This is a genomic window from Mycobacterium paraense (assembly GCF_002101815.1).
GTDB classification, from domain to species: Bacteria; Actinomycetota; Actinomycetes; order Mycobacteriales; family Mycobacteriaceae; genus Mycobacterium; species Mycobacterium paraense.
This window is the reverse complement of sequence record NZ_LQPM01000023.1, coordinates 23,064-47,481: the sequence shown is the minus strand read 5'-3', so window position 1 is coordinate 47,481 and position 24,418 is coordinate 23,064. Positions and strand designations below refer to the sequence as shown.

General features: G+C 70.6%; 22 protein-coding genes. 10 read left to right on the top strand and 12 right to left on the bottom strand.

What is annotated here, in order from left to right; all coding sequences use genetic code 11:
• Positions 1 to 4: 4 nt before the first annotated feature.
• Genes hsaB through hsaA form a run of 4 tightly spaced genes read right to left on the bottom strand, consistent with a single transcriptional unit; the run spans position 5 to position 3,536 of the window.
• Positions 5 to 571 (bottom strand): 3-hydroxy-9,10-secoandrosta-1,3,5(10)-triene-9,17-dione monooxygenase reductase subunit, encoded by a 567-nt coding sequence (gene hsaB, locus AWB89_RS17380; protein WP_085095878.1) that lies wholly within the window; start codon positions 569 to 571, stop codon positions 5 to 7.
• Positions 572 to 580: 9 nt separating this feature from the next.
• Positions 581 to 1,483, bottom strand: a complete 903-nt coding sequence (gene hsaC, locus AWB89_RS17375) for an iron-dependent extradiol dioxygenase HsaC (RefSeq protein ID WP_085095880.1) — start codon at positions 1,481 to 1,483, stop codon at positions 581 to 583.
• Positions 1,480 to 2,355, bottom strand: a complete 876-nt coding sequence (hsaD, locus tag AWB89_RS17370; RefSeq protein WP_085175335.1) for a 4,5:9,10-diseco-3-hydroxy-5,9,17-trioxoandrosta-1(10),2-diene-4-oate hydrolase — start codon at positions 2,353 to 2,355, stop codon at positions 1,480 to 1,482. The genes hsaC and hsaD overlap by 4 nt, the downstream gene beginning before the upstream one ends.
• The gene (hsaA, locus tag AWB89_RS17365; protein ID WP_085095884.1) at positions 2,352 to 3,536 is read right to left on the bottom strand and encodes a 3-hydroxy-9,10-secoandrosta-1,3,5(10)-triene-9,17-dione monooxygenase oxygenase subunit; all 1,185 of its coding nucleotides are present in this window, start codon (positions 3,534 to 3,536) and stop codon (positions 2,352 to 2,354) included. The genes hsaD and hsaA overlap by 4 nt, the downstream gene beginning before the upstream one ends.
• Before the next feature lie 148 nt (positions 3,537 to 3,684).
• Between hsaA and AWB89_RS17360 the strand changes: the two genes are divergently transcribed.
• Both AWB89_RS17360 and AWB89_RS17355 read left to right on the top strand, forming a co-directional pair.
• Positions 3,685 to 4,767 (top strand): ferredoxin--NADP reductase, encoded by a 1,083-nt coding sequence (locus AWB89_RS17360; RefSeq protein WP_085175333.1) that lies wholly within the window; start codon positions 3,685 to 3,687, stop codon positions 4,765 to 4,767.
• Positions 4,768 to 4,795: 28 nt separating this feature from the next.
• Positions 4,796 to 5,329 (top strand): hypothetical protein, encoded by a 534-nt coding sequence (locus tag AWB89_RS17355; protein WP_085095887.1) that lies wholly within the window; start codon positions 4,796 to 4,798, stop codon positions 5,327 to 5,329.
• Between the two features lie 78 nt (positions 5,330 to 5,407).
• On the opposite strand, the gene AWB89_RS17350 is transcribed toward AWB89_RS17355, so the two are convergent.
• Together AWB89_RS17350 and AWB89_RS17345 are read right to left on the bottom strand one after the other, a co-directional pair.
• Positions 5,408 to 6,283: a hypothetical protein gene (locus AWB89_RS17350; RefSeq protein ID WP_085175635.1), complete on the bottom strand. Its 876-nt coding sequence runs from the start codon at positions 6,281 to 6,283 to the stop codon at positions 5,408 to 5,410.
• 103 nt (positions 6,284 to 6,386) lie between these two features.
• Positions 6,387 to 8,498 carry an acyl-CoA dehydrogenase family protein gene (locus tag AWB89_RS17345; RefSeq protein WP_085175331.1) on the bottom strand — a complete coding sequence of 704 codons (2,112 nt, stop codon included), beginning with the start codon at positions 8,496 to 8,498 and terminating at the stop codon, positions 6,387 to 6,389.
• Positions 8,499 to 8,766: 268 nt separating this feature from the next.
• On the opposite strand from AWB89_RS17345, the gene kstR reads away from it, so the two are divergent.
• Positions 8,767 to 9,372 carry a cholesterol catabolism transcriptional regulator KstR gene (gene kstR / locus AWB89_RS17340; protein WP_162293323.1) on the top strand — a complete coding sequence of 202 codons (606 nt, stop codon included), beginning with the start codon at positions 8,767 to 8,769 and terminating at the stop codon, positions 9,370 to 9,372.
• Here kstR and AWB89_RS17335 read toward each other — a convergent pair.
• Entirely contained in the window at positions 9,369 to 10,451 is a 1,083-nt protein-coding gene (locus AWB89_RS17335; RefSeq protein ID WP_085175329.1) for an Rv3575c family transcriptional regulator, read from the bottom strand. The two genes, kstR and AWB89_RS17335, sit on opposite strands and share 4 nt — an antisense overlap.
• 124 nt (positions 10,452 to 10,575) lie before the next feature.
• On the opposite strand from AWB89_RS17335, the gene AWB89_RS17330 reads away from it, so the two are divergent.
• Genes AWB89_RS17330 through AWB89_RS17300 form a run of 7 tightly spaced genes read left to right on the top strand, consistent with a single transcriptional unit; the run spans position 10,576 to position 16,876 of the window.
• Positions 10,576 to 11,490 carry a metal ABC transporter solute-binding protein, Zn/Mn family gene (locus AWB89_RS17330; RefSeq protein WP_372515167.1) on the top strand — a complete coding sequence of 305 codons (915 nt, stop codon included), beginning with the start codon at positions 10,576 to 10,578 and terminating at the stop codon, positions 11,488 to 11,490.
• Entirely contained in the window at positions 11,487 to 12,311 is an 825-nt protein-coding gene (locus AWB89_RS17325) for a metal ABC transporter ATP-binding protein (RefSeq protein ID WP_085095895.1), read from the top strand. The genes AWB89_RS17330 and AWB89_RS17325 overlap by 4 nt, the downstream gene beginning before the upstream one ends.
• Complete coding sequence (locus tag AWB89_RS17320) at positions 12,308 to 13,168, top strand: metal ABC transporter permease (RefSeq protein WP_085175631.1); 861 nt, start codon at positions 12,308 to 12,310, stop codon at positions 13,166 to 13,168. Before AWB89_RS17325 ends, AWB89_RS17320 begins: the two co-directional genes overlap by 4 nt.
• Positions 13,169 to 13,200: 32 nt before the next feature.
• Positions 13,201 to 13,911, top strand: a complete 711-nt coding sequence (locus tag AWB89_RS17315; protein WP_085175327.1) for a sensor domain-containing protein — start codon at positions 13,201 to 13,203, stop codon at positions 13,909 to 13,911.
• A 39-nt stretch (positions 13,912 to 13,950) separates the two neighbouring features.
• Positions 13,951 to 14,709, top strand: coding sequence for a LamB/YcsF family protein (locus AWB89_RS17310; protein WP_085175325.1), 759 nt, complete (start codon positions 13,951 to 13,953; stop codon positions 14,707 to 14,709).
• Positions 14,709 to 15,629 (top strand): MBL fold metallo-hydrolase, encoded by a 921-nt coding sequence (locus AWB89_RS17305; RefSeq protein WP_085175323.1) that lies wholly within the window; start codon positions 14,709 to 14,711, stop codon positions 15,627 to 15,629. The genes AWB89_RS17310 and AWB89_RS17305 overlap by 1 nt, the downstream gene beginning before the upstream one ends.
• 5 nt (positions 15,630 to 15,634) lie before the next feature.
• Positions 15,635 to 16,876 carry an SLC13 family permease gene (locus tag AWB89_RS17300; RefSeq protein ID WP_085175320.1) on the top strand — a complete coding sequence of 414 codons (1,242 nt, stop codon included), beginning with the start codon at positions 15,635 to 15,637 and terminating at the stop codon, positions 16,874 to 16,876.
• Here AWB89_RS17300 and AWB89_RS17295 read toward each other — a convergent pair.
• From AWB89_RS17295 to cysS, 5 genes are all read right to left on the bottom strand, one after another.
• Positions 16,873 to 18,249, bottom strand: a complete 1,377-nt coding sequence (locus AWB89_RS17295) for a cytochrome P450 (protein ID WP_085175318.1) — start codon at positions 18,247 to 18,249, stop codon at positions 16,873 to 16,875. The two genes, AWB89_RS17300 and AWB89_RS17295, sit on opposite strands and share 4 nt — an antisense overlap.
• Positions 18,250 to 18,351: 102 nt before the next feature.
• A complete protein-coding gene (locus AWB89_RS17290) occupies positions 18,352 to 20,979 on the bottom strand; it encodes a helix-turn-helix transcriptional regulator (protein ID WP_085103250.1) in 2,628 nt (875 codons plus the stop codon).
• A 102-nt stretch (positions 20,980 to 21,081) separates the two neighbouring features.
• Positions 21,082 to 22,056 carry a glycerophosphodiester phosphodiesterase gene (locus AWB89_RS17285; RefSeq protein WP_085103248.1) on the bottom strand — a complete coding sequence of 325 codons (975 nt, stop codon included), beginning with the start codon at positions 22,054 to 22,056 and terminating at the stop codon, positions 21,082 to 21,084.
• Entirely contained in the window at positions 22,057 to 22,986 is a 930-nt protein-coding gene (rlmB, locus tag AWB89_RS17280; protein WP_085103246.1) for a 23S rRNA (guanosine(2251)-2'-O)-methyltransferase RlmB, read from the bottom strand.
• Positions 22,987 to 24,393, bottom strand: a complete 1,407-nt coding sequence (cysS, locus tag AWB89_RS17275; RefSeq protein WP_085175316.1) for a cysteine--tRNA ligase — start codon at positions 24,391 to 24,393, stop codon at positions 22,987 to 22,989.
• Positions 24,394 to 24,418 lie beyond the last annotated feature (25 nt).

The window sequence follows — 24,418 nt, the reverse complement described above, 5'->3', positions numbered from 1 at the left end:
GGTGCTAGAGCCAGGTGTCCTGGGTGGTCGTCGTGAGGAACGCTTCGAGGTCGTCGCGCCACTGGGCCGGCGTGGTCTTGTCGGGCTCGATCCCAGTGTAGTCCCCGCGATAGAACAGCAGCGGCCGCGGCTTGATCTTGGGGGCCTCGGACAGCGATTGAACCGCGCCGAATACCACGAAGTGGTCCCCGCCGTCGTGCACCGACGCCACCGTGCAATCGATGTAGGCGAGCGAGCCCTCGATGATCGGCGAACCCAATTCCGAGGGGTGCCAGTCGATCCCGGCGAACTTGTCCGGCTCCTTCGACCCGAACCGGGCCGACACGTCCTTCTGCTTCTCCCTCAGCACGTTCACGCAGAACCGCCCGCTGGCCTCGATGGCCTTCCAGGACCGCGACACCTTCGTCGGGCAGAACAGCACCAGTGGCGGGTCCAGCGACAGCGCCGCGAACGACTGGCAGGCGAAGCCGATCGGCACGTCGTCGTGCACGGTGGTGATGATGGTGATCCCGGTGCAGAACTGACCCAGCACCTGCCGGAAGGCTCGCGGATCGATCTGTGCGCCGGACATCGTCTCAGGTTAGCTGCGGAAGCCGACCGTGAAGTCGTGGCCCCACAGGCTCACCGCGGTGCTTTCCCGGGCGATCCAATCGTGGTCCTCGACTTTCCTGCCCTCACAACCGAACTCGACGTCGAACCCGCCGGGCGTCTTCATGTAGAAGGACAGCATCAGGTCGTTGACGTGGCGGCCCAGCGTGGCCGACATCGGCACCTTGCGGCGCAGCGCGCGGTCCAGGCACAGGCCGACGTCGTCGGCCTCTTCGACCTCGACCATCAGGTGCACGATGCCGCTGGGAGTCTGTCCGGGCATGAAGGCGAGGCTGTGATGACGCGGGTTGCAGCCCAAGAACCGCAGCCACACCGGCGCCCCGTCGGCGGGCCGCCCCACCACCTGCGGCGGCAGGCGCATCGAGTCGCGCAGCTTGAAACCGAGCACGTCGCGGTAGAAGTGCAGCGTCTCGTCGTCGTCGCGGGTGGTCAGCACCACGTGCCCCAGGCCCTGCTCACCGGTGACAAACCGGTGTCCGTACGGGCTGACCACCCGGCGGTGTTCCAGGGCGGCGCCGTGGAAGACCTCGAGACAGTTGCCCGACGGGTCGGAGAACCGGATCATCTCGTCCACCCGGCGATCCGCCAGCTCGGCCGCGGTGGCCTCCTTGTAGGGCGTGCCCTCCACGTCGAGCCGGTTCCGGATCTCTTGCAGGCCTTCGGCGTTCGCGCATTCCCAGCCGGCCTCGCTCAGCTGATCGCGCTCGCCGGGCACGATGACCAGCCGGGCCGGGAAGTCGTCCATCCGCAAATAGAGCGCACCCTCGGTGCTGCCCTTGCCTTCGACCATGCCGAGCACCTTCAGGCCGTACTCGCGCCAGGCCGCCATGTCGGTGGCCTCGATGCGCAGATAGCCCAGAGACCGGATACTCATCGCGCGCCTCCCAGGAAATCAACGGTGAGCTTGTTGAACTCGTCGAACTTCTCCACCTGCGCCCAATGCCCACATTGCCCGAAGACGTGCAGCTGCGCACGTGGAATGGTCTTCAGCGCGACCAGCGCCCCGTCCAGCGGGTTGACCCGGTCCTCACGCCCCCAGATCAGCAGCACCGGCTGGCGCAGCTTGTACACCTCGCGCCACATCATGCCGAGCTCAAAGTCGGCCCCTGAGAACGACATTCCCATCGCCCGGGTCGCCGTCAGCGATTCGGGGGTGCTGGCCAACGCGAAGCGCTGATCGATCAGCTCGTCGGTGATCAGCTTCTGGTCGTAGACCATGACCCGCAGGAAGGCCTCGAGGTTCTCGCGGGTCGGCTCCATGGAGAACTTGCCCAGCCGCTTGACACCCTCGGTCGGGTCCGGCGCGAACAGGTTGACGCTCAGCCCGCCCGGGCCCATCAGCACGAGCTTGCCGGCCCGGTCGGGGTAGTCCAGGGCGAAACGGACCGCGGTGCCCCCGCCGAGCGAATTGCCCACCAGCGGAACGCGTCCCAGGCCCAGCTGGTCGAAGAGCCCGTTGAGCGCCCGCGCGGCGTAGCGGTTGAACTGGCCGTGCTCCGCGCGTTTGTCGGAATGTCCATAGCCGGGCTGGTCGACGGCCAGCACGTGGAACCGCTCCGCCAGCACCGCGATGTTGCGCGAGAAGTTCGTCCAGCTCGACGCGCCGGGGCCGCCGCCGTGCAACAGCACCACGGTCTGGTCGTTGCCGGCCCCCGCCTCGTGGTAGTGCAGCTTGAGCGGCCCGTCGACGTCGACCTCTACGAACCGCGAGGTGGACTCGAACGTGAGTTCCTCGGTGGCCGTCATACCATCGTGTCGCCAGGCGGCAACCCGAACTCGTTGTTCCCGAAGATCACGTAGGCGCGCTCGGGGTCGTTGGCCGCGTGCACCCGCCCGGCGTGCGCGTCGCGCCAGAACCGTTGCACCGGTTGGTCGTTGCCCAGGGCGGTGGCGCCGGACGCCTCGAACAACCGGTCGATCGCGGAGATCGAGCGGCCGGTGGCGCGCACCTGGTCGCGCCGGGCGCGGGCGCGCAGCTCGAACGGGATCTCCTTGCCGGCGGACAGCAGCGCGTACTCGTCGGCGACGTTGCCGCTCAGCTGCCGCCACGCGGCGTCGATGTCGCTGGCCGCCTCGGCGATGCGGACCTTGGCGAACGGGTCGTCCTTGGCCTTCTCGCCGGCGAACGCCGCGCGCACCCGCTTGCCCTGGTGCTCCACGTGCGCGTCGTACGCGCCGTAGGCCATGCCGACGATCGGCGCCGAGATGGTGGTGGGATGCATGGTGCCCCACGGCATCTTGTACACCGGGGCGGTGTTGGTCTCGTAGCCGCCCGCGGTGCCGTCGTTCATCGCCTTGTAGGACAGGAACCGGTGCCGGGGCACGAAGACGTCCTTGACCACCAGCGTGTTGCTGCCGGTGCCGCGCAGGCCGACGACGTGCCACACGTCGTCGATGCGGTACTCGCTGCGGGGGATGAGGAAGCTGCCGAAGTCGACCGGCCGGCCGTCCTTGATGACCGGGCCGCCCACGAACGTCCACGACGCGTGGTCGCAGCCCGACGACCAGTTCCACGAGCCGTTCACCAGGTAGCCCCCGTCGGTCACCACACCGGCGCCCATCGGGGCGTACGACGACGAGATGCGGGTCTTCGGGTCGTCGCTCCAGACGTCCTCCTGGGCCTGCTGGTCGAACAGCGCCAGGTGCCAGTTGTGCACGCCGATGATCGAGCTCACCCACCCGGTGGACCCGCAGGCGCTGGCCAGCCGGCGGACGGCCTCGTAGAACAGCGTGGGGTCGCACTGCAGCCCACCCCACTGCTCGGGCTGCAAAAGGGTGAAGAACCCGACGTCCTCGAGGTCCTGAACGGTCTGGTCGGGCAGCCTGCGCAGGTCCTCCGTGGCCTGGGCGCGCTCCCGGATCTGCGGAAGTAGATCGTCGATCCCAGCCAACACCGACTGCGCATCGCGCTGTTGAATGGACGTCACGTAAGTTTGCCTCCCCGGGAGTGCGGACTTACCAGAAGACTAGAACACGTTCCGATTTGTGTCGAGCAGGGTATTCCTGCGGCTGGTAGCGATACGAATCCGGTTTTCTATAACATGTTCTAGTTGCCAACAGAGGAAGGGACGGGTCTTGACGGAAGCGATTCCCGACGAGCCGCTCGGCGACCACGTCCTGGAACTGCAGATCGCCGAGGTCGTCGCCGAAACCGACGAGGCGCGATCGCTGGTCTTCACCGTGCCGGACGCCCCGGGCGATCCGGACATCCCGCCGGAGCGGCTCCGGTACGCCCCCGGTCAGTTCCTGACCTTGCGCGTGCCCAGCGAGCGCACCGGCTCGGTGGCGCGGTGCTACTCGCTGTGCAGCTCGCCGTTCACCGATGACGCGCTGACCGTCACGGTGAAGCGGACCGCGGACGGCTACGCGTCGAACTGGTTGTGCGAGCACGCCCACGCGGGCATGCGCATCCACGTGCTGGCGCCGTCGGGCAACTTCGTGCCCAAGACGCTCGACGACGACTTCCTGCTGATGGCGGCCGGCAGCGGGATCACGCCGATCATGTCGATCTGCAAGTCGGCGCTCGCCGAGGGCAGCGGCCAGGTGACGCTGCTCTACGCCAACCGCGACGACCGTTCGGTGATCTTCGCCGACGCGCTGCGCGAGCTGTCCGCGAAGTATCCCGACCGGCTCACCGTGCTGCACTGGCTGGAATCGCTGCAGGGGCTGCCCAGCGCGACCGCCCTGGCGAAGCTCGCGTCGCCGTTCACCGACCGGCCCGTGTTCATCTGCGGCCCCGGGCCTTTCATGGAAGCGGCGCGGGTCGCGCTGGACGGGCTGGGGGTGCCCGCCGCGCAGGTGCACATCGAGGTGTTCAAGTCGCTGGAGTCGGACCCGTTCGCGGCGGTGAAGGTCGAGGACACCGCCGAAGGCGACCAGCCGCCGGCCACGGCCGTGGTGGAGCTGGACGGCGAAACGCACACCGTGTCGTGGCCACGCAACGCCAAGCTGCTCGACGTGCTGCTCGCGAAGGGTCTGGACGCGCCGTTCTCCTGCCGGGAGGGCCACTGCGGGGCATGCGCCTGCACCCTGCGCAGCGGCAAGGTCGACATGGAGGTCAACGACGTCCTGGAGCAGCAGGATCTCGACGAAGGCCTGATTTTGGCCTGTCAATCTCGCCCGGAATCTGATTCGGTAGAAGTCACCTACGACGAGTAGTCGCGTAGCGAACCGAAAGGGGGCGCCGATGAAGCGGCTATTGCCGGGGTTTGCGGTCGTCGGAGCGGCGCTCGCCCTGCTGCCCAGCCCGGTCGCTGCGGCGGCGAGCAACACCGCCACCACCCTGTTTCCGCTGGACGGACCCAACCAGCTGCAGACGCACATGACCCTCGATTGCTTCAAGTCGGGCGGCTTCTGCAACTTCACCGCGGGGGCCGACATGCTCACGCCCGACGGCGTGACGGGCTTCCCGCCGGGGCTGTGGGCGCGCCAAACGACCGAGGTTCGCTCGCCAAACCGGCTGGCCTACCTGGACACCCACGCCAACGGCCAATTCGAGAGGGTGCACAAGGCGATGGGGTCCGACGAGATCACCACCGTGTACTTCGGCGAGGGACCGCCGGACAAATACCAGACCAATGGGCGCATCGACTCGACCGACTGGCAGACCGGCCAGCCGAAGACCGACATCAGCGTGATCGCCTGCACCCACATCCAGGTGGTCTACGGCGGCGTCAACATCACCTCGCCCAGCACCTGCGCGCAGACCACGTTCTCCTAGGCCGTTCTGCGCACCGAGCCGGTAAATCCGCAGACAAAGTGCGAGTGCAGGCCTGCCGGATTTCAGGCTCGGCGAGGGTCATCCCGCCAACGGGATGATGGCCGTTCCCCCGGGTCGCCAGCCTCGGGCCAGCAGCGCCCGCCTCGCCCGCTCGACGACCTCCGCGGGCTTGTCCTCGGCGATCACTCGAATCACGATCCAGCCCATTTCTCCGAGCTTCCGCAGCCGCCAGTGGTCCTTCGCGAACTGACGCCGATCGGTGCGGTGTTGGTCGCCGTCGTACTCGGCAGCCACGCCGAACTCGGGCCAGCCCATGTCGAGCATGGCCAGCGCACAGTAGCCCTCCACCACCGGTATCTGGGTGGTCGGCATGGGCAAGCCGGCGCCGATCAATAGGAGCCGCAGCCAGGTCTCCTTCGGCGAGGCCGCGCCGCCGTCGACCAGACGCAGAACCGACCGCAGCCGGCGTACCCCGCGGGCCGCCGGATATCGCTCGGCAAGCAGCAGCACACCCTCCGCCGAAAACGGCTTCGCCCGCATCAACGCGTCGAGGCGCGCGATCGCCTGCCCGCGCGGCAAATAGCGCCCCATGTCGTACGCCGTTCGTACGACAGTGGTGACCGGCAAGCCCGCGATGCGGGCGACTTCGTCGTCCGCCAGCGACTGCTCACGCGCGACTATCCCGCGCGGCGGTCGCGTGTTGGGCCAGACCAACTCGATGGGGGTATTCCCGTCAACCCACCGGGCGCCATGCAAAGCCGATGCCGCGACACCCGCCACGATCGCCCTGCGCCGCGACCACAACCATGCCCCTTCCGTCCTTTGCCGCAGCGAAAGTTGTTGACCTCGTTCGGCATAGACGCCCGGATAGATCGGCTCATACCAGCGTCGCAGTTCGTGGCGCGTCACGACGCCCCCCGCAACGGCTTCGCTACCGATCAACACCCCGACCATGGGCTGATAATCGCCCACGGCACCGACAGGTCGTCGACCCTGTAAATCCGCAGACAAAATTCGAGTAAAGGCCTGCGGAATCACAGGCTCGGCGAAATGGGAATTAGCGCGGCAGGCCGAGAAGCCGCTCGGCGGCCACGGTCAGCAGGATCTGCTCGGTGCCGCCGGCGATGGTGAGGCAGCGGGTGTTGAGGAAATCGAAGACCGCCTGGTTGTGGACGAGCCCGCCGCCCTCGGAGACGTCCATCGCGTATTCGGCCAGCGCCTGCCGGTAGCGGACGCCGATCAGCTTGCGCACGCTGGACTGCGCGCCGGGGTCCTGGCCGCCGACGGCGAGCTGGGCGATGCGCTGGTCGAGCAGCGCCCCCGTCTGCGCGGTGGCGATCAACCGTCCCAGCCGGTCTTGTTGCGCGGCATCGAGATCCATCTCCGCCAGCACCCTCAGCAGCTCCTCCATCGGGTTGCCCAGCGCGGTGCCGGTGGCCATCGCGACCCGCTCGTTGGCCAGCGTGGTCCGCGCCAGCCGCCAGCCGTCGTTCACGGTGCCGACCACCATGTCGTCGGGGACGAACACGTTGTCCAGGAAGACCTCGTTGAACAGCGAGTCACCGGTGATCTCGCGCAGCGGCCGGATCTCGATGCCGGGCGAGCGCATGTCCACCAGGAAGTAGGTGATGCCCTTGTGTTTCGGGGCGTCGGGATCGGTGCGCGCCAGGCACACACCCCAGCGCGCCTTGTGCGCGGCGGACGTCCACACCTTCTGCCCCGTCAGCAGCCAGCCGCCATCCCCCCGCACCGCCTTGGTCCGCAGCGACGCCAGGTCGGACCCGGCGCCCGGCTCGGAAAACAGTTGGCACCAAAGGAATTCGCCGCGCAGCGTGGCCGGCACGAACTGTTCGATCTGCTCGGGCGTGCCGTGCTCGAGAATCGTCGGCGCCGCCCACCACCCGATCACCAGGTCCGGCCGCACCACGCCGGCCGCCGCCATCTCCTGATCGATGAGCAGCTGTTCGGCCGGTGATGCGTTGCGCCCGAAGGGCGGTCGCCAGTGCGGGGCCTGCAGCCCCGCCTCGGCCAGCGCGGCCTGGCGTTCGGCTTCGGGCAGCGCGGCGACCTCGGCGACCGCCGCGGCGATCTCCGGGCGCAGTCCCTCCACCTCCGAGAGGTCGATGCTCAGCCGGCGGCGCACCCCCGCCTGGGTCAGGGCGGTGATGCGGCGCAACCAGCGCTCGGCACCCCCGAGAAACCGGCCGATGGCGTGGGCCCGGCGCAGGTACAGGTGCGCGTCGTGCTCCCAGGTGCAGCCGATGCCGCCGAGCACCTGGATGCAGTCCTTGACGTTGGCCTTGACGGCGGCGATGCCGATTCCCGCGGCCAGGGCGGCCGCGATGGAAAACTGTTCCGCATCGGGATCGGCGGCGGCGCGCGCGGCGTCCGCGGCGACCACCTCGGCCTGCTCGGCGCGGCACAGCATCTCCGCGCACAGGTGCTTGACAGCCTGGAAGCTGCCGATCGGCTTGCCGAACTGCTCGCGCACCTTGGCGTAGGCGACCGCGGTCTCCAAAGACCACCGCGTGACGCCGGCGGCCTCGGCCGCCAGCACGGTGGCGGCCAATTCCTCGACCCGCGGTCCGGATTCGGCGATCACGGTGACCGGCGCCGAGGTCAGCACCACCCGGGCCAGCGGCCGGGAGAAGTCGGCGGCCCGCAGCGGCTCCACCTGCACGCCCTCGCCGTCGGTGTCGACGAGCAGCCACTTCCCATCCGCGGGCAACAGGACGACGGCGCCGTCCGCGCCGCCCAGCACCCACGGCAGCGTGCCTGACGCGCGTGCCGCCGCGCCGTCCAGCCGAACGTCGCCTTCCAGCGCCACCCCGGCGAAGCGCTCCCCGGACGCCAGCGCGGCCAGCAGGTCGGGATCGTCGACGACGAGCGTCGCCAGCGCGGTCGTCGCGACCGGCCCGGCGATCAGCGCCTTGGCAGCTTCCTCGACCATCGCGCACAGGTCCTCGATGCTGCCGCCCGCCCCGCCGCGGTCCTCGGGTATCGCCACCCCGAACAGCCCCAGGTCGGCGAGGCCGGCGAAGACGGGCCGCCACGCGTCGGGATTGCCCTGCTCGACGGCGCGTATCGCCTCGCTCGAAGACGAGCTTCGCGCCCAGTCGCGCACCAGCGCACGCGCGGCGAACTGCTCGTCGGTGACGGTCGCTACCACGTGCAAGTCCTCCGGGTGCCTGGTTCGGGATTAAGCGGCGCTAAGCCCACTAGAACGTGTTCTAATAGTGCCAGCGATCGAGCGTCAAGTCGAACGGCATTACAGCAGTACACGTGGTTGTCCCTGCTGCGGGGAGGTGGGAAATTTACGCACAGCATGCGTATCGTTTGGGAGCGAACCACCTGAAAAAGGAGCCTTTCCTCAAATGTCGTCAGCCAACCCGAGTTCGGCCCGCGTTCCCGACTCGCAGCCGCGCGAGGTCATGAACGTGGCGGTACTGGCTGAGTCCGAGCTCGGCTCGGAGGCGCAGCGGGAGCGTCGCAAGCGCATCCTGGACGCCACCATGGCCATCGCGTCCAAGGGCGGCTACGAGGCCGTGCAGATGCGCGCCGTGGCCGACCGCGCCGACGTGGCGGTGGGCACGCTGTACCGGTATTTCCCCTCGAAGGTGCATCTTCTGGTGTCGGCGCTCGGGCGGGAGTTCAGCCGCATCGACGCCAAGACCGATCGCTCCTCGGTCGCCGGCGGCACGCCGTTTCAGCGGCTGAACTTCATGGTCGGCAAGCTCAACCGGGCGATGCAGCGCAATCCGCTGCTCACCGAGGCGATGACGCGCGCCTACGTGTTCGCCGACGCCTCGGCGGCCAGCGAGGTCGACCAGGTCGAGAAGCTGATCGACAGCATGTTCGCGCGGGCGATGGCCGACGGCGAACCGACCGAGGACCAGTACCACATCGCGCGGGTGATCTCCGACGTGTGGCTGTCGAACCTGCTCGCGTGGCTCACCCGGCGGGCCTCGGCGACCGACGTCAGCAAGCGGCTGGACCTGGCCGTGCGGTTGCTGATCGGCGATCAGGAGACCCCAAAGAGCTAGGCGGGCGGCCCCGCGGTGCGGCCCCGAATCAGCTCTGTCGCAAGGACTTCCACGACCGGCAGGCCCGATCGCGGGGGCTTGAGCAGTAGCTCACCCGCCCGCCGGCCCTTCTGCAGGCTCGGCTGCGCCACTGTGGTCAGCCCGCGGCCGATGGCGTCGGGCACGCCGTCGAACCCCGTGACGGTCATCTGTCCCGGCACGTAAATGCCATGTGCGCGAAGGTAATCCATGGCGGACAGGGCCAAGATGTCCGCGGTGCACATCAGCGCGGTGATCCGCGGGTTGGCCTCCAGCGCCGCCTTGGCCGCGGTGCCGCCCGATTCCGGGAGGTGCTCGTAGCTCTCCACCACGGTCAGCGAGTCCGGATCGACGCCGGCGGCCGCCATCGCCTCCCACACGCCGATGATGCGCTCGCGCTGGACGTCGAAGGCCGGCGACCGCAGCCGGTCGGCGTCCACCAGCCCCTGCCGGAGTTCCCGGCCCAGTCGCATTGTCAGCAAACCGATCTCGCGGTGCCCCAGACCGAGCACATAGTCGGCCAGCGCGCGCATCGCCGCCCGATCGTCGATGCCGACCCGGGACACACCGGCCAGCCCCTTGGGCTGGTCGACCACCACCACCGGCAGCCCGCGCTGCAGTACCACCTGCAGGTAGGGGTCGTCCTCGCAGACCGAGTACACCACGAACCCGTCGACCCCGGCGCCGAGCACCGCGGCCGTTCCGTCGTCGAGGCGGCGGCTGGCGCCCACCGCGACCAGGAGCAGCCCCTGCCCGAGCTCTTCGCAGGATTGCGCCACCCCGGCGACGAAATCCCGCGCCGCCGGGTCGTTGAAGAAGTAGGTCAGCGGTTCGGCCATCACCAGACCCACCGCGCCGGCCTTGCGGGTCCGCAGCGACCGCGCCACCGGGTCGGGTCCCGGGTAGCCCAGCCGCTTGGCCGTCGCGAGCACCCGTTCCCGTAGATCCGCGGAGAGCTGGTCCGGCCGGTTGAAGGCGTTCGAGATCGTGGTGCGCGAAACCTTCAGTTCGTCCGCCAATGACGCCAGAGTCGCACGCCGACGCGGGGTGGGACTCCTCACGTTCGGTGACGCTACAGCGGCCCGCCGTGGGCGCCTACCGGGCCGCGCGACGCCACTTTCTAATGGAAACGATTTTCATTAGTATTATGGGTCGGCTGCCGGGCCGGCGAGAGGAAAACACAAGGTGCATGCAGGGCGTTGGCTGCCGGCCGTCTTGACCGTCGGGGTCCTCGTGGCCGGCCTGACGGCGATCAGCGGGTGCGCCGCGGCGACGCGTGCCCGCGCGGCCACCGTCGTGGCCTCCACCGACGTCTGGGGCAGCGTGGCCAGCGCCGTCACCGGCCGCCACGTCGCCGTCAAGTCCATCCTCACCGGCTCCGACACCGACCCGCACTCCTACATGGCCAGCCCCTCGGACGCCGCCGCGCTCACCGACGCCGCCCTGGTCGTCTACAACGGCGGCGGCTACGACCCGTGGGTGGACCAGGTGCTGGCCAGGCACCCCGGCATCGCATCGGTCGATGCCTACTCGTTTGTGCCCAAAGCCGATTCGGGTGAATCGCCGCCCAATGAGCACGTCTTCTACGACCTGAACGTCGCCAAGTCGGTGGCCTCCTCGATCGCCGACCGGATGGCGGCCATCGACCCGGCCAACGCCGCCGACTACCGGTCCAACGCGGCGGCGTTCTGCCGGGGCGCCGACTCGATCGCCAACTCCGAGCGCGCCATCGCCAGCGCATACCCCAAGGCCGGGGTGATCGCGACCGAGCCCGACGTGGAGTACCTGCTGGCCGCGTCGGGCCTGGTGAACCGCACCCCGGCCGCGTTCGCCGCGGCCAGCGAGAACGAGACCGATCCCGCACCGTCGGACATGGCCACCGTGCTCGACATGATCGACCACCGCCAGGTCTCGGCCCTGCTGATCAACCCGCAGACGTCCAGCTCCGCGGTCAACGGCCTGGAGGGCGCCGCCAAGCGCGCCGGGGTGCCGGTCACCGAGGTGACCGAGACGCTGCCCGACGGCAGCGACTACCTCACCTGGCAGCGCAACACCGTCAACCAGCTGCTCGCCGCGCTGCGCTCGGCCGGTAAGCCATGAGCGTCGAAGCGGTCCGGGCCGTCGCCAGCCACGCCCACACGGTGTCGCTGCGCGGCGCGCGGCTGGCATTCGGCGACCGGGTGCTGTGGGACCACCTCGACCTGGCCGTATCCCCCGGCGAATTCGTCGCGGTGCTCGGCCCCAACGGCAGCGGGAAGACGTCGCTGCTCAAGGTCCTGCTCGGGCAGCTGCCGCTGAGCGCCGGCGTCGCGCAGGTCGACGGGAAACCGGTCACGTCGGGCAGCGGCAGCATCGGCTATGTGCCGCAACACCGCCCGATGGACCGGGACGTGATGCTGCGTGGGCGGGACCTGGTGCGGCTGGGCATCGACGGGCGGCGCTGGGGCGGCGGGCCGTTGCGCTCGGCCGAGCGGGCGCGGCGGCGCGCGGCCGTGTCCGAGGCGCTGCGCCAGGTCAACGGCGAACAGCTCGCCGATGTGCGGGTCGGCGTGATGTCGGGTGGCGAACTGCAGCGGGTGCGCATCGCGCAGGCTCTGGCCAGCGACCCGAGGCTGCTGCTGTGCGACGAGCCGCTGCTGACGCTGGACCCGGCGAACGCGAAGCTGGTGTCCGCGCTCATCGACAAGCGCCGCCGCGACGCGGGGAGCACCGTCATCGTCGTGACGCACGAGATCAACACGATCCTGCCGTACGTGGACCGGGTGCTCTACCTCGTCGACGGCCGGTTCGAGATCGGCACCGTCGAGCAGGTGATGACCAGCCAGACGCTCTCGGCGTTGTACCGGGCCGACATCGAGGTGGTCAAGGTCAGGGACGGCTACGTGGTGGTGGGCGAGCCGGACGACGGGTGCGGCGGATGAATCACCGGCTCGCCGGGATGCTGGGCCACCTGTTCTCGTTCGACCTCACCGCCGATTTGCTGCGCCACGATTTCGTCCAGCAGGCGCTGCTGGCCGGCGCGCTACTGGGGCTGGTGGCAGGGCTGATCGGGCCGTTCATCGTGATGCGGCAGATGTCGTTCGCCGTGCACGGGTCCAGCGAATTGTCTTTGACCGGAGCCGCTTTCGCCCTGCTGGTCGGGTTCGAGGTGGGCGCGGGGGCGCTGATCGGCAGCGCGCTGGCGGCGGCGCTGTTCGGCGTTCTGGGTCAACGGGCCCGGGAGCGCGACTCGGTGATCGGGGTGATCCTGGCGTTCGGCTTGGGTCTGGCGGTGCTGTTCATCCACCTCTACCCGGGCCGCACCGGGACCGCCTTCGCGCTGCTGACGGGCCAGATCGTGGGCGTCGGCTACACGGGCCTGGCCATGCTCGCGCTGGTGTGCCTGCTGGTGATCGCCGTGCTCGGCACGTGCTACCGGCCGCTGCTGTTCGCCACCGTCGACCCGGACGTGGCGGCGGCGCGCGGGGTCCCGGTGCGCGCCCTGGGCATCGTGTTCGCCGCGCTGGTCGGCGTGGTGGCCGCGCAGGCCGTGCAGATCGTCGGGGCGCTGCTGGTGATGTCGTTGCTGATCACTCCGGCCGCCGCGGCCGCCCGGGTCGTCGCGTCGCCGCTGGCGGCGGTGGCGGCCTCGGTGGCCTTCGCGGAAGTCGCGGCCGTCGGGGGCATCCTGCTGTCGCTGGCGCCCGGCGTCCCGGTGTCGGTGTTCGTGGCGACCATCTCGTTCGTGATCTACCTGTTTTGCTGGCTCGTCGGGCGACGTCGCGAGGTTCCCACTTAAGCTGGTCGCACGAAGTGGGGAGGGGGCCGGCAGTGCGCCAGCGAATCACCGCGCTCGTGCTGGCCGGGGTGTCCGCGTTCGCCGTCGGCTGCACCACCGTCGCGGGCGGCAAGGCCGTCCCCGCCGATCATTCGGGTCCCCTGCCCCAGAATCCCGTCGCGGTGTCGGCGCTCGACGGCCTGCTGCTCGAGACGAACCAGATCAACACGGCGCTGAACGCCACATCGATGAAGGTGTGGTTTTCCGCCGACGCGATGTGGGACTGGAGCTCGAGCATCAGCGACAAGGACTGCCTGCCGCTCGACGGGCCCGCCCAGGACAAGGTCTATGCCGGCAGCGGATGGACCGCGATCCGCGGCCAGCGGCTCGACGACAGCGTCGACGACGCCAAGGGCCGCGACCACTACGCCATCCAGGCCGTCATCGCCTACCCGTCGGCGCGCGACGCCAACGCCTTCTACGACTCCTCGGCGCAAACCTGGTCCGCCTGCGCCAACCGGCGGTTTTCGGATCTGCCCCAGGGCAAGCCCCCGGTCCTGTGGACGGTGGCCGGCATCACTAAGGCCAGCGGCACGCTCAGCACGTCCGAGGTCCAGGAAGGCGGCGACGGGTGGACCTGCCAACGGGCTCTGACCGTGCGCAACAACGTCGCCATCGACGTCCTGGCGTGCGCCTCCCCGCTGGCCGGCGGCTCGGCGGTCGGCATCGCCGAGCAGATCGCGGCCAAGGTGGCGCGGCAGTAGGCGGTGCGGCGGCTTTCGCGCGGCCCATAAGCTAGGTGGGTGGCCGCCATCGACCTCAACGCCGACTTGGGTGAGGGCTTCGGCGTCTGGCGCCTCGGTGATGACGACGCCATGCTCGGCATCGTCACCAGCGCCAACGTGGCCTGCGGTTTCCATGCCGGGGATCCGGCGGGCCTGCTGCGGGTATGCCGGTCGGCCGCCGAGCGCGGCGTGCGCATCGGGGCGCAGGTGAGCTACCGCGATCTGGCCGGATTCGGCAGGCGCTACATCGACGTCGCGCACGACGACCTGGTCGCCGACGTCGTCTACCAGATCGGCGCGCTGCAGGCGATCGCGGCGGCGTCCGGGTCGGCGGTGTGTTACGTCAAACCCCATGGCGCGCTGTACAACACCATCGTGACCGATCGGGACCAGGGCGCCGCCGTCGCCGAGGCGGTGCGCTTGGTGGATCCGGCGTTGCCGGTGCTGGGCATGGCGGGTTCGGCGTTCTTCGACGAGGCCGCGTGCCTCGGGCTGCGCACCGTGGCCGAGGCGTTCGCCGACCGCGCCTACCAGCCCGACGGCCAGCTGGTGTCCCGTCGCGAACCGGGCGCGGTGTTGCGCGATCCGGCGGAGATCGCGGAGCGGGTGGCGACGATGGTGACCTCGGGCCGGGTCACCGCGGTCGACGGCACGCAGATCGATGTGACCGTGGAATCGGTTTGCGTGCACGGGGATTCGCCGGGCGCGGTGCAGATCGCGACGGCGGTGCGGGATCGGCTGGCCGCGGCCGGCGCCGACGTCAGGGCGTTCTGCTGATGCGACTCAAACCCGGCCGGCCCGACCTGGCGCGCTATTCGGACCGGTTCGACGTGCCCGCCGCCGGGCCCGATTCGCCGCTGTCGGCGACGTGGCTGGGGGTGGCGACGCTGCTGCTCGACGACGGGTCGTCGGCGCTGCTGACCGACGGCTACTTCTCGCGGCCCAGCCTGGCGCGGGTGGCGGCCGGCAAGGTGGCGCCGTCACCGGCCCGCGTGGACGGCTGCCTGGCCCGCGCCGGCGTGCAGCGGCTGGAGGCCGTCATCCCGGTGCACACCCACATCGACCACGCGCTGGACTCGGCGCTGGTCGCCGACCGGACCGGCGCGCGGCTGGTCGGCGGTGAGTCGGCGGCCAACGTCGGGCGCGGCTACGGGCTGCCCGAGGACCGGCTCACCGTCGCCACCTCGGGCGAGCCAATTCGGTTGGGCCCCTTCGACGTAACGCTGGTGGCGTCGCATCATTGCCCGCCGGACCGGTTCCCCGGGGTGATCGACGCGCCGCTGCGGCCGCCGGTGCGGGCGTCGGCGTACCGCTGCGGCGAGGCCTGGTCGACGCTGGTGCACCACATGCCGTCGGGCCGGCGGCTGCTGATCCAGGGCAGCGCCGGCTTCGTCAGGGGCGCGCTGGACGGGCGCCGCGCGGATGCCGTCTATCTCAGCGTCGGCCAGCTCGGCCTGCGGCCGCGTTCCTATCTGCAGGACTACTGGGCCGAGACCGTGCGCGCGGTCGGTGCGCGCCGGGTGATCCTCATCCACTGGGACGACTTCTTCAGCCCGTTGTCGAAGCCCTTGCGGGCCTTGCCTTATGCGGGCGACGACCTGGACGTGTCCATTCGCGTCCTCGACGAGCTGGCCGCGCACGACGGTGTTGCGCTGCACATGCCGACGGTGTGGCGACGCGAAGACCCCTGGACGTAGGACGCATGCACTTAGCCATCGCGCTGGCGCTGCTTGCTGCCGTGCTCGTGTTCGCCGTGGCCCGCCCGCGGGGTTTGCCCGAGGCGGTGGCCGCGGTTCCCGCGGCGCTGATCCTGGTCGCGGTCGGCGCGGTCTCGATGCGCCAGGCCACCGAGGAGGTGGCCGGATTGTCGGGCGTGGTCGGGTTTTTGGGCGCGGTGCTGGTGCTCGCCAAGCTCTGCGACGACGAGGGCCTGTTCGAGGCGGCCGGCGCGGCGATCGCCCGGGGGCGGGTGGGGTCGGCCGGCCTGCTGGGGCGGGTGTTCGTCATCTCCTCCCTGATCACCGCGGTGCTGAGCCTGGACGCCGCGGTGGTGTTGCTGACCCCCGTGGTGCTGGTGGCGGTGCGGCGGCTGCGCACCCCGGTGCGGCCCTACGCCTACGCCACGGCCCATCTGGCGAACGGGGCCTCGCTGCTGCTGCCGGTGTCGAACCTGACCAACCTGCTGGCGTTTCATACCGCCAACCTCTCGTTCACCAGGTTCACGGCGCTGATGGCGTTGCCGTGGCTGGGCGCGGTGGCCACGCTGTACGTGATCTTCCGGTGGTTCTTCGCCGGCGACCTGCGCGTGCAGCCCGACCCGGAGGAACTGGGGCCGGCGCCGCGGCCACCGGTCTTCGTGTTGGTGGTGGTCGGGCTGACGCTGACCGGGTTCGTGGTCGGCCAGTCCGTGGGGGTCGCCCCGGCCTGGGTGGCGCTCATCGGCGCGTCGGTGCTGGCGGCGCGCAGCCTGAGCCGCCGGCACACCTCGGTGGTCGATATCGTGCGCTCGGCGCACGTGTCGTTCCTGGTGTTCGTGCTGGCGCTGGGCGTGGTGGTGCGCGCGGTCATGGTCAACGGGATGGACAGGGCGATGTCGTCCGTGCTGCCGTCCGGGACGGGGCTGCCCGCGCTGCTCGCGATCGCCGCGATCGCCGCCGTGCTGGCCAACGTCGTGAACAACCTGCCCGCCACGCTGGTGCTGCTGCCGCTGGTGGCGCCCGGCGGTGCGGCGGCCATCCTCGCGGTCCTGATCGGGGTCAACATCGGCCCCAACCTGACCTACGTGGGTTCGCTGTCGAACCTGCTGTGGCGGCGGGTGCTGCGCCGCCACGATGTCGATGCCGGGGTCGGCGAGTACACCCGCCTCGGGCTGTGCACGGTGCCGGCGGCGCTGGTGGTCGCGGTGCTGGCGCTGTGGGCGTCGATGAAGGTGCTGGGCATCTAGGCGCGCGTGCCCCGCACCCGGGCGCGGACGGGTCGCGCGGCGACGACGGTGAACGGCGTATCCAGCGGGAAGTCCGGGTCCAGCGATTCGATGTCGGCCGCGCCGATGATCGTCGCCAGCGCGAGCGTGGCCTCCAGCATCGCGAAGTGATCGCCGACGCAGGAGCGCGGCCCGCCGCCGAACGGCAGGTACTGCCAACGGCTTCGATCCTTGGACCGCTCGGGTAGGAACCGGTCCGGATCGAAACGCAGCGGGTCGTCCCATAGCGCCGGATCGCGGTGCAGCGCATAGAAACTGACGAGGGCCATGCTTCCGGCCTCGACGAGGTGGCCGTCCACGACGATGTCCTGGGTGGGCGTCCGCATCGTTCCCGCCGCGGGCGGACACAGCCGCAGCGCCTCGTGCAAGACCCGCACGGTCAGGCCGAGGGCGGGCACGTCCTCCGGGGTCAGCGCGCGCTCGCCGACCGCGGCGACCTCCGCGCGGACGCGTTCTTGGAGGTCGCGGTGGTGGCCCAACGACCACAGCGCGTACGTCAGGGTGGTCGACGTGGTGTCGTGGCCCGCGAGCATGAACAGCACCAGTTCGTGGCAGATCTCGTCGTCGCTCAGCGGCCGGCCGGTTTCCGGGTCGATCGCCCCGATCAGGGCGCGCACCAACGGGGCGTCACGGTCGGGATCGGCGTGGACCGCGTGCAGTATTTCCGCCGCCAACCGGTGCAGGGTGTCGTTGGCCCGGCGAGCCGCGCGCTGGGCCCGGGTGGGCCACCACCGCGGCGGGTTCACCGGCCGCGCCGCGCGATCGGCCACCCAGGTCAACGAAGCCCGCAGCGCGTGGCCTACCTCGTCGGCGCGCTCATCGAGGTCCAGCCCGAGCACCGAGCGCCCGAGCGCCCGCAGGGTCAGCTTGCGACACTGCGCGTCGAGGTCGACCACGTCGCCGTCCCGCCAGCCATCGGCGACGGATTGCGCCGCCCCGGCCATGTGACCGGAGTAGCGGGCGACGTGACGCTTGGTGAACATCGGCTGCAGCGCGCGCCGTCGCGGGAGCCAGCGCTCGTGCGGAAGGTCGAGCAGGTTGCCGCCCATCAGGGCGTGCATCTCGACCATGGTGCGCGTGCGCCCGCGGTCGGCAACCTCGTCGGTGCGGCCCAACACGTCGCGCGCGCCTTGCGGGCTGGCGATCAGCACCACGGTGGGAATCAGCCACTTCGGTCCGAGCACGACCCGGGTCACGGGGCCGCCGGCATCCAGCAGCCGCTGTATGCCGTCGACGTAGGACCGGACCTCCTTGACCTGGCGCCAATAGGGAAGCGGGTTTTTCGGCGCCAGCGAGCGGGCCGCGACTTCGGGTTTATCCAGCATCTCGACCATGCGCTCTCCTTTTGTTGAGAGGCACGGTATGGCCGAGTTCGACAAGTGCACATGCGTAGTCGGCTACTCGACTTGGCGGGAGTCAGGCGCAGCCGCGGTGCGTCAGCCTGCCTGACCGTCGCCGGGACCGGACCTGACGATCGACGCCAGTTCCTCGCGTGACTTGGCCCCGACCCGCTGGCAGGCCCGGTAGACATGCCCCTCGACGGTCCGCACGGACATCACCAGTCTTTCGGCGATTTGCCGGTTGGACAGGCCGGCCACGACCAGTTCGATGACATCACGCTGGCGGCCGGACAACTTGAGACCGACCGGGGTCCGCAACGCGGGCGTGGACAGGCCGCCACACTCCTCGGCCAGTTCGCCGGCCAGCGCCGCGGCATAGAGCCCGCGCTTGTGCTGCTGATCGGCGACGAACGCGACGGAGGCCTGCGCCGCCGCGTCGGCGGCCGCGGCCCGGTCGCCGATCCCCCGGTAGGCCGCGGCGGCGGCCAGCAGCCCCTCGCCGTTCCCGGCGAGCAGGGCCTCCGCGTGCAGGGCGACCGCGTCGGCCAGCGGCAGCGACAGCGCCCCGGCCAGTACCCGGGCCCGCGCCGCGTCCGAGGCGTCGCCCCATTGGGCCGCGGCCTGTATGCACGCCAACTCGTGGGTCGGCTGGCTGCGGTCGCGGGCGATCCGCCCCGCCTCCCGCGCGTCGGCCACCGCCTCGCTCAAGTGGCCGCTCGCTGCCATCGCCCACCCGCCGGCCAGCGAGAGCGCGGTGTGCATGAACAAAAAGTCCGGCGGCACGCACGACCGCGCCCCGGTGAGGGCGTCGTTCGCCTCGGCGGCCTGTCCCAGCTTGGCGTGCGCTTCGGCCAGCGCGAAGTAGCTTGCGGCCCGCAAACCCGTTGTGACGGCGTGTCTTTCGGCCCCGGCGAGCGCTTCGTGCACCAGCCGGGCCGCGTCGGCGGCGGCGCCGCGAACCAGTTCGGCGTTGCCCAACAGCAGGGCCAGGTTTGCATACGCGAGGCCGGGAACGTCCCGGGCCGAGTTGGCCAATTGCTCTGCGGTGCTGACGAATTCGTCGATACGTCCGGTCAGGCGGCAGGCCCGGCCGTACACGGCGCCGAACCAGAACCGCATGTGCGACGCCTGAAACGACGTCGTCGCCCGCCGCAACGCCTCCTCGGCCACGCCAGCGAGGTCCTCGACCGTCCCCATCGCCCCCATGGCCATGATCAACGCGAGCGAGGCCATCATCGCGTGGAAATCGGGCAGCGCGCCCGATTCCAGCGCGGCCCGCGCCCTGTCGGCGGCGAGCTCGCAGCGCGCCGACACCGCGTCCAGGCAGGCCTGCACCGCCAGGCGCTCGGCCGCCTGCCCCGGCTTCTCCTCGGCCGTGGCGAGGCCGTCGAGGATCCGCGCGGCCTCGGCCGGCTTGCCCAGCATCCACACCAGGTTGGCCGCCCGCACGGTCGCCCAGTGATGGCCCTCGGGCGCGTCCGCCGCGGCCAGGTCGCGCAGCGCGTGCTCGGCCTGCTCGCCGCGCCCCAGCAGTACCAGGTTCATCGCCCGGACCCCGGCGGCACCCGGCGCCCCCGCCTGCGCGGCGGCGTTGGCGAACCGGTCGGCCAGCTCGAGATCCAGCAGCGTCATCGCGTGCCGCGCGGACTTCAGGTACAGCTCGGCATCGGGATCGAGATCCGACTCCAGCCTCAGCAGCGCCCGGCGCACGGTGGCCTGCATGTCGGCGTCGCCGTGTTGCGCCAGGCGCGTCGCCAGGCGGCCCCTGATCGTCGACAGGTACATCTCGCCGGCGCCGGCACGGCGCAGCTCGCCGAACAGGGGGTGCGCCAGCCTCGCCATCAACCCGCCCGGGGTGCGTTCGACGTTCACCAGGCCCATGCTCTCGGCGGCCACCAGGTCCTCGCGGCGCACCACGTCGCACAGCAACTCCACGGGAAGCGGCTCGCACTGCGACAGCGTGTCGACGACCAGCGCCAGCGGCGGGCTCAACCGATCCAGCTGGCGCCCCACCGTGTCCGACAGGCTGGCCGAGACCGCGACGTCGCCTTCCCACATCCACACGCCGGCCACCTGCCGCATCCGCCCGGCCGCCATCTGATCGGCGAGCAGCTGCCGGAGAAACAGTGTGTTGCCGCCGGTGAGGCGCCGGAACCGGGCCGCGCTGCGCGCGTCCACCGGACCGCCCAGCGTGGTCTCGATGACCTCGCGAGTGGCCGCGGCCGAGAGCGGTTCCAGGTCCAGCCGGGGCAGCAGCCCGTCCTTCCACAGCGCGGTCACCGCGTCGGGCACCGCGCTGCCGGTGCGGACGGTGACCACCAGCCGGGCCCCGCCGGACTGCGCCAGCTGATGAATGACGAGGGCCGACAATCCGTCCAGCAGATGGGCGTCATCGACGCCCACGACCACCCGGCCGCGGCGCTGACGGGCGACGAACGACTCGATCACGCGCCGCACGTTGGTCAGGGGGTCTGCCAGCGCGTCGCCCAGCAAACCGATGAACGCCCCCAGGGGCAGCGCATGCGCCGATTCGGTGCCGACGATCCACTTGGTCCGCTCACCCGCCGCCTCGGCGCGCCGCAGCACTTCGCGGGCCAGCCAGGTCTTGCCCACACCGGCGGCACCGGCGATCACCACCCCGGAGTGGTTGCCAGTCCCGCTCAGGGCACGGCGAATGATCCCCAATTCGCTGTCGCGCCCAGTCAGCAGCTCGCCGCTGATCACGCGGCGACTATAACGGTGCGCGGGCGTTCTGTGGGCCAAATTTTCGGTTTAGCAAATAGATGTCGCGGCGGAAGTGGGGCGGACGCCGCACCGCCGCGCCGGCTAGGTCCGGTGGTAGGCCGGCGGCAGCGGCATGCCGAGGTCGGCCAGCACCCCGCGGAGCAGGGTCGGGAAGTCGGTGATGATGCCGTCGACGCCGTAACCGATCTGCTTACGCATGGCGCCGGCGTCGTCGACGGTCCACGGAATCACCTTGAGCCCCAAGGCGTGCGCGCGGTCGACGTAGGCCTCGCCGGTGACCAGCCCGTAGTCGGGCGAGACCAGGTCGGCGCCCACCAGCCGCGCGCCGATCATCGGGTCGCCGACCGCGGCGGCGTCGACCCCGGCCAGCCACGGCGACCCCGGCGCCCAGGTCTGCTCGTCGTAGAGGGCAACCAGCGGGATGGTGGGCTCCGCGCGGCGGACCATGGGTAGGGTCCGCCAGTCGAAGCTCTGGATTTCGACCCGGTCGACCTTGCCCGCCGACCGGACCGCCGCGAGTATCACGTCGACGAACTCCTGGGGTCCGGCCGAGGCGCCCGGCTTGTCGGCCTCGACCTTCGTCTCGATGTTGAAGCGCACCCCCGCGTGATAGGAGTCGGCGAGCGCGAAGACGTCGGGCAGCGTCGCTATCTTGTTGCCGCGCACGACTTCGGCGTCGGGAAACTCGCTGAGGCGCTTGCCGCAATCGAGCGTGCGGATCTGGACCAGGGTGAGGTCGTGCACGAGCTTGCCGACGTAGGGATACGCCGGGTCACCGGCGAACGCCGGCGCCGTGTCGGTGCACTTCGCCGCGTCGATCGTCGGGTCGTGCCACACCAGCGGCTGGGAGTCCTTGGTGATGCCGATGTCGAGTTCGAGTGTGCTGACGCCCAATTCGAGCGACTTGGCGAACGCCCGCAGGGATTCCTCGGTGGTTTCTCCGCGTCCGCCGCGATGGGCCTGCAGGTCGAATTCGGCCGGCTGCGCCGACGCCGGCGGCGCGACGAGCAGCCCGAGCCCCAGCACCAACAGCGCAGCGACGCGGCGAGCGATCAATTAATGCCTGCGCTGACGGGCGATTTCGGCGAGCACCACCCCGGCGGCCACCGAGGCGTTCAGCGATTCGGTGCGGCCCGCCATCGGAATGGACACCACCTCGTCGCAGGTCTGCCGCACCAACCGCGACAGGCCCTTGCCCTCCGAGCCGACGACCACGACCAGCGGGTCGGTGCCGTCCAGGTCGTCGACCGCGGTGTCGCCGTCGGCGTCAAGTCCGACGACGCGCAACCCGGCGTCGGCCCAACCCTTCAGCGCCCGGGTCAGATTGGTGGCCCGCGCCACCGGGACGCGCGCCGCGGCGCCGGCGCTGGTGCGCCACGCCACCGCCGTCACCGAGGCCGAACGCCGCTGCGGGATGAGCACGCCGTGGCCGCCGAACGCCGCGACCGAGCGCACGATGGCGCCGAGGTTGCGCGGGTCGGAGATATTGTCCAACGCGACCAGCAGCGCCGGTGGCGAGTCGGTGGCGGCCGCCAGCAGGTCGTCGGGGTGCGCGTAGTTGTACGGCGGCACCTGCAGGGCGATGCCCTGGTGCAGGTGGTTGGTGGTCATCCGGTCCAGGTCGGCGCGCGGCACCTCCAGGATCGCGATCCCCAAATCGGCCGCGCGGGCGACGGATTCGGTGAGCCGCTCGTCCGCCTCGGTGCCCAGGGCGACATACAGCGCGGTCGCCGGGACGCCGGCGCGCAGGCACTCCAGCACCGGGTTGCGGCCCAGCACCGTTTCGGTCTCGTCGGTGCGCTTGGCGGGCCGCCGCGGCTGCGACTGGGCCCGCTTGGCGGCCGGGTGGTGGGGGCGCAGGTGCGCCGGCGGGGTGGGGCCGCGGCCTTCCAGCCCGCGACGACGCTGGCCCCCGGAGCCGACGGTGGGGCCCTTCTTGGTGCCGGATTTGCGTACCGCCCCCCGGCGCCGCGAGTTGCCGGCCATCTACTTGCCGTCACCGCCCAGGGTCCATTGCGGCCCGTCGGCGGTGTCGGTGACCTCGATGCCGGCGTTCTTGAGCCGATCCCTGATCTCGTCGGCGAGGGCCCAATTGCGTTGCTGGCGGGCCTTTTCCCGGTTTTCGATTTCGGCCTGCACCAGCACGTCGACGGCGGCCAGCGCGGCCGATGTCTCGTCGCGGGATTCCCAGCGCTCGTCGAGGGGGTCGCAGCCCAGGATGCCCATCATCGCGCGGATCGAGCGGGCGTGCTGCAGCGCGCCCTCGTGGTCGGCGGCGTCGAGCGCCCGATTCCCCTCCGCGCGGGCGTGGTGGATTTCGGCCAGCGCGGCCGGGACGGCCAGGTCGTCGTCGAGCGCCTCGGCGAACTTCGGTGTCCACTCCCCCGGTTCGACGGCGCCGACCCGGCTGCGCACCCGGTGCAGGAACTCCTCCACCCCCACGTAGGCCTTGACCGCGTCCTGCAGGGCCGTTTCGGAGAATTCCAGCATCGACCGGTAATGGGCGCTGCCCAGGTAGTAGCGCAGTTCGGCCGGGCGCACGCGCTGCAGCATCGCCGGGATGGCCAGCACGTTGCCCAGCGACTTGCTCATCTTCTCGCCGCCCATGGTCACCCAGCCGTTGTGCAGCCAGTAGCGGGCGAATCCGTCGCCGGCGGCGCGGCTCTGCGCGATCTCGTTCTCGTGGTGCGGGAAGACGAGATCCATTCCGCCGCAATGGATGTCGAATTCCGGGCCGAGGTAGGTGCGGGCCATCGCCGAGCATTCCAGGTGCCAGCCCGGGCGGCCGCGGCCCCACGGTGACGGCCAGGACGGCTCGCCGGGTTTTTCGCCCTTCCACAGCGTGAAGTCGCGCTGGTCGCGCTTGCCGGTCGCCGCGCCCTCGCCCTGATGGACGTCGTCGATCTTGTGCCCGGACAGCTGGCCGTACTCCGGATAGCTGAGCACATCGAAGTAGACGTCCCCGGCCGAGGCGTAGGCGTGGCCGGTTTCGATCAGGCGTTCCATTAACTCGACCATCTGGGTGATGTGCCCGGTGGCGCGCGGCTCGGCGGACGGCGGCATGACGTCCAGCGCGTCGTAGGCGGCCGAGAAGGCGCGCTCGTAGGTGGCCGCCCACTCCCACCACGGGCGACCGGCCGCGGCGGCCTTGGCCAGGATCTTGTCCTCGATGTCGGTGACGTTGCGGATGAACGCGACGTCGTAGCCGCGGGCGATCAACCAGCGGCGCAGGATGTCGAAGGCCACCCCGCTGCGGACGTGCCCGATGTGCGGCTGGCCCTGGACCGTGGCGCCGCACAGGTAGATGGAGACATGCCCCTCGCGCAGCGGTACGAAATCACGCACGGCACCGGCTGCCGTGTCGTGTAGCCGCAGGCGGGCGCGATCGGTCACGACGTGCCAGCTTACCTGCCCAATT

What these genes read in the sequence shown, in the direction of transcription:
- hsaB (WP_085095878.1), bottom strand. Translation starts at nt 571, where the DNA reads ATGTCCGGCGCACAGATCGATCCGCGAGCCTTCCGGCAGGTGCTGGGT.
- hsaC (WP_085095880.1), bottom strand. Translation starts at nt 1,483, where the DNA reads ATGAGTATCCGGTCTCTGGGCTATCTGCGCATCGAGGCCACCGACATG.
- hsaD (WP_085175335.1), bottom strand. Translation starts at nt 2,355, where the DNA reads ATGACGGCCACCGAGGAACTCACGTTCGAGTCCACCTCGCGGTTCGTA.
- AWB89_RS17355 (WP_085095887.1), top strand. Translation starts at nt 4,796, where the DNA reads ATGAAGCGGCTATTGCCGGGGTTTGCGGTCGTCGGAGCGGCGCTCGCC.
- AWB89_RS17350 (WP_085175635.1), bottom strand. Translation starts at nt 6,283, where the DNA reads ATGGTCGGGGTGTTGATCGGTAGCGAAGCCGTTGCGGGGGGCGTCGTG.
- AWB89_RS17325 (WP_085095895.1), top strand. Translation starts at nt 11,487, where the DNA reads ATGAGCGTCGAAGCGGTCCGGGCCGTCGCCAGCCACGCCCACACGGTG.
- AWB89_RS17320 (WP_085175631.1), top strand. Translation starts at nt 12,308, where the DNA reads ATGAATCACCGGCTCGCCGGGATGCTGGGCCACCTGTTCTCGTTCGAC.
- AWB89_RS17305 (WP_085175323.1), top strand. Translation starts at nt 14,709, where the DNA reads ATGCGACTCAAACCCGGCCGGCCCGACCTGGCGCGCTATTCGGACCGG.
- AWB89_RS17300 (WP_085175320.1), top strand. Translation starts at nt 15,635, where the DNA reads ATGCACTTAGCCATCGCGCTGGCGCTGCTTGCTGCCGTGCTCGTGTTC.
- AWB89_RS17295 (WP_085175318.1), bottom strand. Translation starts at nt 18,249, where the DNA reads ATGGTCGAGATGCTGGATAAACCCGAAGTCGCGGCCCGCTCGCTGGCG.
- rlmB (WP_085103246.1), bottom strand. Translation starts at nt 22,986, where the DNA reads ATGGCCGGCAACTCGCGGCGCCGGGGGGCGGTACGCAAATCCGGCACC.